This is a genomic window from Candidatus Dormiibacterota bacterium, assembly GCA_036495095.1.
GTDB lineage: Bacteria > Chloroflexota > Dormibacteria > Aeolococcales > Aeolococcaceae > CF-96.
The window spans coordinates 41,497-53,815 of the sequence record DASXNK010000107.1; the positions used below are offsets into that span (position 1 = coordinate 41,497).

Genomic DNA, 12,319 nt, shown 5'->3' on the forward strand with positions numbered 1-12,319 from the left:
CGGGAGGGAGGCCGGATGAGCGTGCAGCCGCCGGGCATCCTCGGCGGGATGCGGGTGGTCGAGGGATCGGCCTTCGTCGCCGCCCCGCTCGGCGGCATGACCCTCGCCCAGCTCGGCGCCGAGGTGATCCGCTTCGACCAGATCGGGGGCGGCCTCGACGCCCGGCGCTGGCCGATCACCAGGGAGGGTCGCAGCCTCTTCTGGGCCGGCATGAACAAGGGCAAGCGGTCGATCGCCGTCGACCTGCGCTCACCCCGGGGGCGGGAGCTGCTCACCGAGCTGATCACCGCGCCCGGTCCCGACGCGGGGCTCTTCCTCACCAACTTCCCGGTGCAGGGCTGGCTCGACTACGGGCGGCTCCGCGCCCGCCGCCCCGACCTGGTGATGGTGGCGATCACCGGCAACCACGACGGCTCGTCGGCGGTCGACTACACCGTCAACCCCGCCACCGGGTTCCCCTGGGCGACCGGCCCCACCAACCTCGCGGTGCCCTTCAACCACCTGCTGCCCGCCTGGGACGCGATCACCGGCACCCTCGCCGCCACCGGCCTCCTCGCCGCCGAGCGCTTCCGCACCCGCAGCGGCCAGGGCCAGCTGGTGAAGCTCGCCCTCAGCGACGTGGCCATCGCCATGGTCGCGCATCTCGGCAAGATCGCTGAGGTGCAGATCAGCCGCCACGAGCGGCCGAAGTACGGCAACTATCTGTACGGCGCCTTCGGCCGCGACTTCCTGACCCGGGACAACCGGCGGGTCATGGTGGTGGCGCTCACCGCCCGGCAGTGGATGAGCCTCAAGGACGCCACCGGCCTCCACGAGAGCTTCGCCATGGTCGAGCAGCAGATGGGCGTCGACCTCTCCCGCGAGGGCGACCGCTTCACGGCCCGCGAGGTGCTCGGCGCCATCCTCAAGGCGTGGACGACCCGGCACACCCTGGCCGAGATCCGCGAGTGCTTCGACGAGCACGGGGTGTGCTGGGGCCCGTACCAGACCTTCACCCAGCTGGTCGACCAGGACCCGCGGTGCTCCACCGCGAACCCGATGTTCGCGGAGGTCGAGCAGCCCGGGATCGGCACCTACCTGATGCCGGGATCACCGCTCGACTGCGGCGCGATGCCCCGCGTCGAGGTGCGCCGCGCGCCCCTGCTCGGCGAGAACACCGACGAGATCCTGGCCACCTGCCTGGGGCTCGGTGACGCCGAGATCGGCCGGCTCCACGACGCCGGCGTGGTCGCCGGTCCCGAGCCGGAGGAGGCGAGCGTCAGCGTCACCGGCAGGCTCGCGGTCCAGTAGAGCCCCCGGCCGCCGGGCGCGGGGCCGTGAATCCCACCGAACCTCGCAAGACTGTCAGAGCTCTCCCGTTGTGTAGCCGTAGGGTCAGGGAGCCGTCCAGTGTGGACTCCCACCCTCGGTCAGGGAGGGAAATTCCATGCGTGTACTGGGTATTGCTGCGCTCGCGACCGCTGCGGTCATGGGCGGCTCGGCGATCACACTCACCACCTACGCCTCGGCATCGAGCCCGTCGAGCCCGTCCAGCCCCTCGAGCAGCGGCGGGCACGGCACCACCCAGGGTGGGAGCGGCACGTCCTCGTCGACGGGCGGCAGCGGCGGCGGCGCCACCTCGACCGGCGGCTCGGGCGGGAGCAGCACCGGCGGCAACGGGATCGGCTGCGGTCTGCTCAGCGGGATCGGGAGCAACGACCTCAACAACATCCTCGGCGGCCAGAACCAGCTGCTCAACGGCACCAGCCTGCTGAACAACATCTTCGTGCCGATCCTGAGCCCGGGCGCCAAGGCGAACCAGAACAGCAACTCGGGCACGACCACGGCCAGCGGCAGCCACGGCGCCTCGAACAGCGCCAGCACCGGCAACACCAACTGCGGCAATGCCGGCAACGGTGGCACCGGTGGCAAGGGCGGCACCGCCACCGGCGGCAAGGGCGGCAGCGGCGGCAAGTCCACCTCGAAGGGCGGCAGCGCCAAGTCCACGAAGAAGTCCTAGCTTCCGAGCTCGCACTCCGGAGGGCGGTCGCAGCTCGCTGCGGCCGCCCTTGGTGTGCTCGGCGGTCTCCCGCGGAGTGGCCGGGTGCCGAGAGTCCGCGGGATGAAGGGCGCGCCGGGACCTCTGCTACGGTCGTCACGGTCGAGGAACCGAGGAGGAGTTCGAGCGTGGCCGTCCCCACCACCGTCGCCGACCTGCACCAGGTCGCCGCTCTCACCCGTCGCGAGTCCGAGTCGCTCGCCACCGTCCTCGAGGGGCTGTCCGCGGAGCAGTGGCAGCTCCCGGCGTGCGGCGACTGGAGCGTCGACCAGGTCACCGGTCACCTCGGGATCGTGCCCAGCAGCGTCGAGCAGTGGTACGACGCGGCGGTGGCGGGGGAGGAGGTCGAGCCCCTGGACATGCGCGACCCGGAATTCCAGGAGACCCAGCTCGACATGATCGGCGAGGCCGATCCCCAGGACCGCATCGACGGGGTACGCCACGCCTACGGCTCGGCCGCCGACTACCTCGACAGGCTCGACCCCGGCGGCCTCGGCCTCCCCACCTACACCCCCGAGGGCATGCTGCCGCTCACCCTGGCGGGCCGCATCTCGCTCAGCGAGCTCTTCGTCCACGGCTTCGACGTGCGCCGCGCCGCCGGCCTCGACGACCGCGGCGATCCCGAGGTCGCGGAGGCGCTGCTGCCCCACGCGATGGCGGTGCTGCCCTCCTTCCTCGGCGGCGTCAGCGATCTGGAGGCTCCGGTCGAGGTGACCGCCGGGGAGCAGCGCTGGACCCTCGCCCCGGCGTCGCCCGGAGTGACGGTGGAGGAGGGGGGAGCCGGCGCCGGCACGACCCTGCGGATCGCACCCGCCGACCTGGTGCTGCTGGTCTGGGGGCGGATCACCCTCGCCGAGGCGCGCACCCGGGGCGCCGGCGTCGACGGCGACGCCGCGGCCCTGGAGCGGCTCCTCGCCCAGCTCGACCCGCTGTAGCGGAGGTTGCCCCGGGCGCAGGGAACGGGGTAGGCTGCTCGTTATCATGAGTAAGTCGATCGAATTACTCAACAAATAGAGGAGCCGGGACCGTGCCCGACGGTGGCGCGACGCTGCTGGAGATCCTGCCCGTGGCGCTCGCCGCGGGGTCGATCCAGAGCCTGCGCCCGGCCGGCGCCGCCTCCTGGCGGCTCGAGTGCCCGCCCGGCGCCGACCCCGGCCCGGTGGTCGTCGAGGCCCTGCGGGAGCTCGGCCTGGCCGTCTCCGTCGTGCACTCCACCTCCTGGCGCCACCAGGGCGGCGGCCTGGTGCTGACCTACCTGGTGGTGCTCGCCGCCCCCGCGCCACCGGCCGCCGGGCTGGTGACCCGGGCGGTGCGGCCGCTGCCGCTGGCGAGGGGCGGCCCGACCACCGCGCCGGCCGGACTCGACGTCGACCAGGTGCTCCAGCACGCGCTGCGCCACCTCGCCTGGCTGCAGCGCGACGATCCCGGCATCGCCGCGGCGCTCGACCCCGGCTGGGGGGCGCCGCTCGCCGGATACGTGCCCGAGCCCTTCCATGCCCACCCCACCGAGGCCGCGCTCAGCGCCTGACGGCGCCCCCGCGCCGCGTTCCTCACGCGTCACCTCCTCGACACCGCCGCGACACCTGCGACGGCGGCGGCAGGCCTAGCGTTGACATAGCCCCGGGGAGGGGGAGCGACGCCCACCCTGAGGGCCCCGAGGCTCTCCACGGGAGACCGGCCATGCAGAAGACCCCCCACCTGGCCATCATCGCCGCCGTCCACGCGCGTCTGGTGATCGTCGACAACGCTCTCGCCGCCGCGCCCCGCGACCCCGCTCTCCACCGCACCCAACGTGAGCTCGAGGACTGGCTGTCCGGGTTGACCCGCGGCCGCGCCGCCTGACCTTCCCGAGCACCTCTCGGGCTCAGACCGCGACCAGCGCCTCCAGCGGCGCGACCAGCGCCTCCGGCGGTGGCATCGCGGCGATCTCGGCGGCCATCGCGGCCGCCGCGGTGCGGTAGGCGGGGTCGCCGAGCAGCAGGTCCATCTCGGCGCCCACCGTGGCCGCGGTGACCCGGTCGGTGAGCAGGGTGCGGCCGACTCCCCGAGCGGCGCAGAGCTGCGCGTTGAGGTACTGGTCGGCGCCCTGCGGGATGGTGAGCAGCGGCAGCCCGCAGGCGAGCGCGGCGAGCATGGTGCCGGCGCCGCCGTGGGTGACCACCGCGGCGCAGCGGGGCAGCAGCGCGCCGTGGGGCACGTAGCGCTCGACCCGGACGTTGCCGGGCTGGGCGCCCAGACCGGCGGGGTCGTGGTCGGGACCCACCGTCACCACCAGGTCGAGGGGCCGCTCGCGCAGGCCCGCCACCGCGGTGGCGAGCACCGCCTGGTTGGAGTTGGTCACCGAGGTGCCGAGGGTGAGGTGCACCACCGGACGGCCGCCGAGGGACTCGAGCCAGGCGGGCGCCGGCGCGGTGTCGATGCTGGCCGCGCCCGGCCGCATCGGCAGCTGGTCGAGCGCCGGGCCGCGGGGGTTGCGCAGGCTGGGCGGGCAGATGTCGAGGGTGGGCCCGCGACCGGCGCCGGCGAGGGCGGGGGAGGGGAGGCCGCGTTCGACCCAGAGCGGCTCCGCCGCCGCGGCGCAGGCGTCGAACACGGCGGTGCCGGCGAGCGGCCCGAGGGTGTGGTGCACCGACGGGATCCCCGCAGCGGCCGCCACCGCCGGCGCCGCGAACTCGAGGCTCTCGTGGACGATCAGGTCGGGCCTCCAGCGCTCGACCTGGGCGGTGAGCCCGGCCGCCATCGCCTCCGCGGCCACCTCGACGAAGAGGTGGGGGGTGAACCAGAGCAGGATCTCCTCGGGGAGGAGCTGCTCCCAGGGCCGGCCGGGATGGCGTTTGAGCAGCAGCGGGAACCACTCCTCGCCGTCGAGCCCCGCCTCGAGCACGGCCAGCCCCGCGGCGGCGGCGCGCGCCCCCATCCGCGGGGCGGTGGCGACGGCGACGTCGTGCCCCGCCCCCTGGAGCGCGCGGGCGAGCGGCAGCATCGGCTGCAGGTGACCGTGGGCGGGGGTCGAGGAGAACAGGACGCGCATCGGCGGGCGCGTCGAGAGTAACGCTCGGGATGCCGCCCGCAGGGGTTGGTCGGTGTCCATGCCCCGGCGCCGGAGCGCGCAGTCGCCGCTGACAGCACTCCCGGTGCCCCTGATGAATGCACGCTGAAATGCACGTACAGTCGGTTTGACGCGGTTGATGACAGCGTGATGAAACCGGCGCGGCGGGCTCGCAAGCTTCACACATTGTGAGCGTTGAAGCCATATCGCCGGGTTCCGGCGAGGACGCAAGAGCTTCGATCGCCACGCCTGTTGATCTTCTGTTCAGGTTCCGTTAGTGTTCCGTTCAGCAGGAAGGGATGGCGGTCGAAGGACGGAGATGAAGATGCCGCACGCGATGCCGGCCGCCACCCGGAGAGGAGGGGGACACACGTCATGATCCGCGAGCTCGTCGCGCTGAGCCTCAAGTTCCGCGTCCTCGTCGTCGGCGTGGCCGTCGTGGTCATGGGCGTCGGAGTGTTCCAGCTCCGCAGCGCGTCGGTGGACGCGCTCCCCGAGTTCGCGCCGCCCACGGTCACCGTGCAGGCCGAGGCGAGCGGCCTGTCCGCCGCCGAGGTGGAGCAGTACGTCACCACCGGCCTCGAGCAGGACCTGCTCAACGGGGTTCCCTGGCTCGATCACATGGAGTCGAACTCCTCGGCCGGGCTGGTGCGGGTCGACCTCGTGTTCAAGCCCGGCACCGACCCGCTGAAGGCGCGGCAGGCGGTGCAGGAGCGCCTCACCCAGGCGTACGTGCTTCCCCAGGTCGGCACGCCGCCGACGATGCTCCAGCCGCTGTCCTCGACCAGCCGGGTGATGATGGTCGGCCTGTCGTCGAAGGACCTCTCCCTCACCGACCTGTCGGTCCTGGCGCGCTGGAAGATCAAGCCGCGGCTCACCGGCATCCCCGGGGTGGCCAACGTGAGCATCTGGGGCCAGCGCGACCGCCAGCTCCAGGTGCAGGTCGATCCGGACAAGCTCCGCCAGAACGGCGTGACCCTGAACCAGGTGATCAGCACCGCCGGCAACGCGCTGTTCGTGTCGCCGCTGAACTTCCTCCAGGCGTCGACGCCCGGGACCGGCGGCTTCGTCGACACCTCCACCCAGCGGCTGGCGATCCAGCACGTGCTGCCCGTGACCACCGCCAAGAACCTCTCCTCGGTGACCATCGAGGACACCACCGGCAAGTCGCTCACCCTCGGTGACGTGGCCTCCGTGGTCGAGGACCACCAGCCCTACCTGATCGGCGACGCGGTCCTGCACAACGGCCCCGGCCTGAGGCTGGTGATCCAGAAGTTCCCGGAGGCGAGCACCCAGCAGGTGACCAGGGGCGTGCAGGACGCCCTCGCCGCGCTCCGTCCCGGCCTGTCCGGCGTCGCCATCGACACCGGCGTCTACCAGGCGCAGTCGTTCGTCGACACCGCGCTCCACGACCTCGGCGTGGTCGGGCTGGTGAGCCTGGCCATGTTCGTGCTCGTGGTCGGGCTGCTCCTCCTCTCCTGGCGGCGGGCGGTGATCACCGTCACCGCCGCGCTGCTGTCCCTCGTGGCCGCCGCCTACGTGCTCTACCTGCGCGGCAGCACCTTCAACCTCATGGTGCTGGGTGGCCTGGCGATGGCCCTGGGCGTGGTCGTCGACGACGCCGTCGCCGAGCTCGGCGCGGTCCGCCGCAGGCTGCGCGAGCACCGTGCCTCGGGGGCCTCCACCTCCATCGCCACGGTCATCGCCGAGGCGTCGGGCGCGGTGCGCGGCCCGCTCCTCTACGGGACCCTGGTGGCCCTGCTGGTGCCGCTCCCGCTCCTCTTCCTCGACGGGGTGGCGGGGTCGTTCACCCGGCCGATCGTCCTCTCGTACGCGATCGCGGTGGCGGTCTCGACGGTGGTGGCGCTCGCGGTCACCCCCGCCCTGGCCTCGCTGCTGCTCGGCGGCGCGAGCGACGACCGGCCCGGCCCGGGGCTCCGCGCCGCCCACCGCGTCTTCGACGTCACCGTGGCGCGGCTCATCGGCCAGCCCCGCGCGGCCTACGCGATGGTCGCGCTGCTGCTCGCCGCCGGGCTGGCGGTGGTCCCGCAGCTCACCACCCGCGCCGCGCTGCCCACCCCGCAGGACCGCAACGTGCTGGTTCGCTGGCAGGCCGTGCCCGGCACCTCGCTGGCCGAGATGGACCGGATCACCGGCGCCGCCTCCGCGGAGCTGCGCCACCTGTCCGGGGTGCGCGACGTCGGCGCCCACGTGGGCCGCGCGATCGCCTCCGACGAGGTCGTCGACGTCAACGCCGGCGAGATGTGGGTCAGCCTCAACGACACCGCCGACTACGACGCCACCCTGGCGGCGGTGCGCCGCGTCCTCCGCGGCTATCCCGGCCTGGCGAGCACGATCGAGTCGTACACGCAGGACCGTGTCGACGCCGTCACCGCCGACGCGGGGACGGGCAGCGACCTGGCGGTGCGGGTGTACGGCACCGACCTGGCCACGCTGAAGAGCACCGCGCAGGAGATGAGCCACCGGGTCGCCAGGGTGAACGGCGTGGTCCAGCCCAAGGTGCTGGAGCAGCCGGAGCAGCCCACCCTCGAGGTGAAGGTCGACCTCGACGCGGCCCAGAAGTACGGGATGGCCCCGGGCGACGTGCGCCGCGCCGCCTCCACCTTCTTCGCCGGCACCCTGGTCGGGAACCTGTACCAGGACCAGCGGATCTTCGACGTGGTGGTGTGGAGCACGCCGTCGACGCGGTACGCCCCCGCCAACCTCGCCGATCTCATGGTCGACACCCCCGCCGGCCCGCAGGTGCGGCTCGGGGACGTCGCCAGTGTGAAGGTGGTGCCCTATCCGACCCAGCTCCTCCACGACGCCGACTCGCGCTACGTGGAGATCGACGCGCAGATCGGCGGCCGGGACACCGGCGCGGTGCTGAACGACGTGCGCCGCCAGGTGGCGGCGATGCCGATGCCGCTCGAGTATCACGCGGAGGTGTTCTCCCAGCTGGCCCAGCAGCAGGGCCAGGACCGGACCATGCTCGGCCTCGCCGCCGGCACCGCGATCGTCATCTTCCTGCTGCTGCAGGCGGCGTTCGGCAGCTGGCGGCTGGCGACGCTGGCCTCGCTGCTGCTGCCGCTGTCGCTGGTCGGCGGCATTGCGGGCAACCTCCTCGCCGGCGGTGAGCTCTCGCTCGCCGCGATGCTGGGCCTGGTCACGGTGCTGGGCCTGACGGCGCGCCACATCGTGGTGCTGGTCTGCGGGTACCTGGGTCTCGAGGCGGCGGAGGGATTCGTCGACCGCGGCGCCGCGGTGCGGCGTGTCACCCGCGACCGGGTCGGCCCCATCCTGCTCACCGCGGCCGCGACGGCGGCGGTGTTCGTCCCGGTGCTGGTGGCGGGAAGCCGCCCCGGCACCGAGGTCCTGTACCCGATGGCAGCCGTGGTCCTGGGTGGCCTGGTCAGCTCGACGCTGGTCGCCCTGGTGGTGGTGCCGTCGCTGTATCTGCGCTTCGCACCCGCGTTGACGCTGACCGGCAGGGGGACCAGTCGGGTCCGCCTGCGGCCGCGTGGCGAACGGGTCGTCACGAGCTCGCCAATGGGGGAAGGTTGAGATGCACCGCCGCAATCACTGGGTCGCCGCCGGTCTCATCGTCGTCGGCCTCGGCCTGACCGGGTGCGGCACGACCAAGGCTGACTACGGAGAGGCCGGCCAGGGGAGTCCCGCCGAGGTCGTGCCGGTGAAGGGCACCAGTCTCAACCGGGTGACCCTCACCTCCGATGCCGCCTCGAAGCTCGGCGTCCAGACCGTGCCGGTGGCGGCCGCGGTCATGCCGGCGAGCACCGACGGCACCGCCGCCGCCCCGGAGACGACCGTCCCCGTCAACGCGGTGATCTACGACAAGGACGGCAACACCTGGGTGTACACGGTCACGCAGTCGCTCACCTACCAGCGGCAGGCGGTCGGCATCGCCCGGGTCGACGGTGACACCGCGGTGCTGAAGTCCGGTCCCGCACCGGGGACCAGGGTCGTGACCGTGGGTGCCCAGGAGCTCCTCGGCGCCGAGCTGGGTGTCGCAGGGGAATGACCACGCCGGGGGGGAACCGCACGCTGATGCGGTTCATCGTCAGCACCAGTCTGCGGTTCCGCTTCCTGGTGGTCGCCGCCGCCACCGCCATGATGGTGGTGGGCATCCTCCAGATCCAGAACATGCGGGTCGACGTCTTCCCTGAGTTCGCGCCGCCGCGCGTCCAGATCCAGACGATCTGCCAGGGTCTGTCCACCGCGGATGTCGAGGCGCTGGTCACCGTCCCGCTCGAGCAGGCCCTGAACGGGATCAAGGGCCTCGACGTGATGCGGTCCAAGTCGGTGCCCCAGCTCTCCGCCATCGACATGATCTTCAAGCAGGGCGCCGACGAGCTCCAGGCTCGCCAGCTCGTCCAGGAGAGGCTGTCGACGGTGGTGAGCAGCCTGCCCACCTGGGCGTCGCCCCCGGTGATGCTGGCGCCGCTCTCGGCGACCGCCCGGGTGATGCAGATCGGGATGACCTCCAAGGAGCACACCCAGGTCGCCATGTCGATGATGGCGTACTGGACGGTCAGGTCGCGGATGCTCGAGGTTCCCGGGGTGGCCAACGTGGCCATCTGGGGCGAGCAGCTGCAGATGCGCACCGTCCAGGTCAAGCCCGAGGAGATGCAGGCGAAGAAGGTGACCCTCGAGGCGGTCATGGAGGGGGTCTCGTCCTCGATCGACACCGGCCTGCTGCGGTTCTCCAGCGGCAACGTGATCGGCACCGGCGGCAACGTGGTGACCGCCGGCCAGTCGATCAACATCCGCCACGTCATCCCGATCGTCACCCCCGCGGACCTCGCCCGGATCACGGTGCAGAACACCGATGGCACCTCGGTCCCGATCAGCTCGGTGGCCGACGTCAAGGAGGACCACCAGCCCCTGATCGGCGACGCCATCGTGGGCGACAGCACCGGCCTGATGCTGGTGGTCGAGAAGCTGCCGTGGGCCGACACCGTCAGGGTCACCCAGGGCGTGGAGGAGGTGGTCCGGATGCTCCAGCCGGGCCTCCCCGGGATCACCTTCGACACCAGGATCTTCCAGCAGGCCGACTTCATCCAGACCTCGATCCACAACCTCACCCAGTCGCTGCTGCTGGGCTTCGCGCTGGTGGTCGCCATCCTCCTGCTCTTCCTCTTCGAGTGGCGGGTGGCGCTGATCAGCCTGCTGACCATCCCGCTGTCGCTGATGGCGGCGATGCTGGTGCTCTACCTGCGCGGTGACACGGTCAACACGATGACCCTCGCCGGGCTGGTGATCGCCCTGGGGGCGGTGGTCGACGACGCCATCATCGACGTCGAGAACATCCTCCGACGCCTTCGCGAGGCCCGCCGCGGCGGCAGCGAGGTGTCGACCGGGCGGATCATCCTCGACGCCTCGCTCGAGGTGCGGAGCCCGATCGTCTACGCGACGATGATCATCGTCGCCGCGGCGATCCCGGTGTTCCTGCTCGGGGGGCTGACCGGGTCGTTCTTCCAGCCGCTCGCGGTCTCCTACACGCTGGCGATCGTCGCCTCGATGGCGGTGGCGCTGACGGTGACGCCGGCGCTCACCCTGATCCTGCTGAGCCGGACCCGGGTGGAGCGGCGCGAGTCGCCGGTCACCCGCTGGCTGCAGCGCCGGTACACGGCGATGCTGTCGCGCATCGTGGTGCGACCGCGCAGCGTCTACCTCGGCTTCCTCGCGGTGGTCGCGGCCGCGGTGCTGCTGCTCCCGCAGATGGGGTCGAGCTTCTTCCCCACCTTCAAGGAGCGCGACTTCCTGATCCACCTGCTCACCACCCCGGGCACCTCCGCCCAGGAGCAGGACCGGATCGTCATCGCCCTCGGCAAGGACCTGCGCAGGGTTCCCGGGGTGCTCAGCTTCGGCAGCCACATCGGCCAGGCGTACCAGGGCGAGGAGGTCGCGGGCGTCAACTTCGCCGAGAACTGGCTGAGGATCGACCCCAACGCCGACCTCGACGCGACCCTTGCGGGGGTGCGCAAGGTCATCGCCAGGTACCCCGGCGTCTATCGCGACGTGATGACGTACCTCAACGAGCGGATCGAGGAGGTGCTCACCGGCGCCAAGGAGCCGATCATCGTCCGCGTCTACGGTCAGGACCTGCAGACCCTGCGCGACGAGGCGGCGCAGATCCAGCACCGGCTGGCGGGCATCAGGGGCATCGCCGACGACCACACCGACCTCCAGTTCGACACTCCCCAGATCCAGGTCGAGGTCGACCTCGCCAAGGCCGCCGCCTACGGGTTGAAGCCCGGTGACGTGCGCCGCGCCGCCTCCACCCTGGTCGCCGGCGAGGAGGTCGGCGACATCTTCCGCGACGGCAAGGCCTACGACACCGTGGTGTGGAGCACCCCCGAGACCCGCTCGAGCGTGGCGAGCATCAGCGAGCTGCCGATCGACACCCCGTCGGGCAAGGCGGTGCGGCTCGGCGACGTCGCCACCGTGAAGGTCCAGCCCAATCCCAGCTCGATCGACCGTGAGAACGACTCCCGCAAGATCGACGTGGCCGCGTCCGTCAGCGGTCGTGACCTCGGCTCGGTGGTCGCCGACGTGCGCAAGGCCGTGGACAGCATGCAGCTGCCCCAGGGGTACAACGCCGAGGTGCTCGGCGAGTACACCGAGCGCCAGGGGGCGCAGGGTCAGATGCTCTGGGTGGGCCTCATCGCCGGCCTGGCGATCCTGCTCCTGCTGCAGACGTCATTCCGCAGCTGGCGGCTCGCCGTGCTCATCCTGAGCACCCTGCCGATGGCCCTGGTCGGCGGTGTCATCGGCGCCTACCTCGGCGGCGGCATCGTCTCGATCGGCTCGCTGGTCGGGTTCTTCACGGTCTTCGGGATCGCCGCCCGCAACGGCATCCTGCTGATCAACCACTTCCAGCACCTCGAGGAGGTCGAGGGCGAGCCCTTCGGACCGGAGCTGGTGCTGCGCGGCGCCCGGGAGCGGCTCTCGCCGATCCTGATGACCTCGCTGGCGACGGGCCTCGCCGTTGTGCCCCTGGTGGTGCTCGGCGCCCGGCCCGGATACGAGATCGAGTACCCGCTGGCGGTGGTCATCATCGGCGGGCTGCTGACCTCGACGCTGCTCAACCTGTTCCTGGTGCCCTCCCTCTACCTGCGTTTCGGCAGGCGCCGCGAGGGAAGCCCGCGGGGATGGCGACTGCGTCGCAATCCCTGACAGACGACACCGTCATCGACCACAAGAGAACCCGC

General features: G+C 72.0%; 9 protein-coding genes. 8 read left to right on the top strand and 1 reads right to left on the bottom strand.

Annotated elements, in window-relative coordinates:
• Positions 1-15 precede the first annotated feature (15 nt).
• The 5 genes from VGL20_11530 (at position 16) to VGL20_11550 (ending at position 3,880) form a co-directional block, all read left to right on the top strand.
• Positions 16-1,290 carry a CoA transferase gene (locus VGL20_11530; protein HEY2704312.1) on the top strand — a complete coding sequence of 425 codons (1,275 nt, stop codon included), beginning with the start codon at positions 16-18 and terminating at the stop codon, positions 1,288-1,290.
• Between the two features lie 136 nt (positions 1,291-1,426).
• A complete protein-coding gene (locus tag VGL20_11535) occupies positions 1,427-1,999 on the top strand; it encodes a hypothetical protein (GenBank protein ID HEY2704313.1) in 573 nt (190 codons plus the stop codon).
• A gap of 167 nt (positions 2,000-2,166) precedes the next feature.
• The gene (locus VGL20_11540; protein HEY2704314.1) at positions 2,167-2,973 is read left to right on the top strand and encodes a maleylpyruvate isomerase family mycothiol-dependent enzyme; all 807 of its coding nucleotides are present in this window, start codon (positions 2,167-2,169) and stop codon (positions 2,971-2,973) included.
• A gap of 92 nt (positions 2,974-3,065) precedes the next feature.
• Complete coding sequence (locus VGL20_11545; protein HEY2704315.1) at positions 3,066-3,566, top strand: hypothetical protein; 501 nt, start codon at positions 3,066-3,068, stop codon at positions 3,564-3,566.
• Positions 3,567-3,718: 152 nt separating this feature from the next.
• A complete protein-coding gene (locus VGL20_11550) occupies positions 3,719-3,880 on the top strand; it encodes a hypothetical protein (protein HEY2704316.1) in 162 nt (53 codons plus the stop codon).
• A 22-nt stretch (positions 3,881-3,902) separates the two neighbouring features.
• On the opposite strand, the gene VGL20_11555 is transcribed toward VGL20_11550, so the two are convergent.
• The gene (locus VGL20_11555) at positions 3,903-5,069 is read right to left on the bottom strand and encodes a glycosyltransferase (GenBank protein ID HEY2704317.1); all 1,167 of its coding nucleotides are present in this window, start codon (positions 5,067-5,069) and stop codon (positions 3,903-3,905) included.
• Between the two features lie 393 nt (positions 5,070-5,462).
• On the opposite strand from VGL20_11555, the gene VGL20_11560 reads away from it, so the two are divergent.
• From VGL20_11560 to VGL20_11570, 3 genes are read left to right on the top strand one after another with little or no spacing between them, the layout of a single operon-like run.
• Positions 5,463-8,651: an efflux RND transporter permease subunit gene (locus tag VGL20_11560; protein ID HEY2704318.1), complete on the top strand. Its 3,189-nt coding sequence runs from the start codon at positions 5,463-5,465 to the stop codon at positions 8,649-8,651.
• 1 nt (position 8,652) lies between these two features.
• The gene (locus tag VGL20_11565) at positions 8,653-9,126 is read left to right on the top strand and encodes a hypothetical protein (GenBank protein HEY2704319.1); all 474 of its coding nucleotides are present in this window, start codon (positions 8,653-8,655) and stop codon (positions 9,124-9,126) included.
• A 26-nt stretch (positions 9,127-9,152) separates the two neighbouring features.
• Positions 9,153-12,284 (top strand): efflux RND transporter permease subunit, encoded by a 3,132-nt coding sequence (locus VGL20_11570; protein ID HEY2704320.1) that lies wholly within the window; start codon positions 9,153-9,155, stop codon positions 12,282-12,284.
• Positions 12,285-12,319: the final 35 nt, after the last annotated feature.

What these genes read in the sequence shown, in the direction of transcription:
- VGL20_11530 (HEY2704312.1), top strand. Translation starts at nt 16, where the DNA reads ATGAGCGTGCAGCCGCCGGGCATCCTCGGCGGGATGCGGGTGGTCGAG.
- VGL20_11535 (HEY2704313.1), top strand. Translation starts at nt 1,427, where the DNA reads ATGCGTGTACTGGGTATTGCTGCGCTCGCGACCGCTGCGGTCATGGGC.
- VGL20_11550 (HEY2704316.1), top strand. Translation starts at nt 3,719, where the DNA reads ATGCAGAAGACCCCCCACCTGGCCATCATCGCCGCCGTCCACGCGCGT.
- VGL20_11555 (HEY2704317.1), bottom strand. Translation starts at nt 5,069, where the DNA reads ATGCGCGTCCTGTTCTCCTCGACCCCCGCCCACGGTCACCTGCAGCCG.
- VGL20_11560 (HEY2704318.1), top strand. Translation starts at nt 5,463, where the DNA reads ATGATCCGCGAGCTCGTCGCGCTGAGCCTCAAGTTCCGCGTCCTCGTC.
- VGL20_11565 (HEY2704319.1), top strand. Translation starts at nt 8,653, where the DNA reads ATGCACCGCCGCAATCACTGGGTCGCCGCCGGTCTCATCGTCGTCGGC.
- VGL20_11570 (HEY2704320.1), top strand. Translation starts at nt 9,153, where the DNA reads ATGCGGTTCATCGTCAGCACCAGTCTGCGGTTCCGCTTCCTGGTGGTC.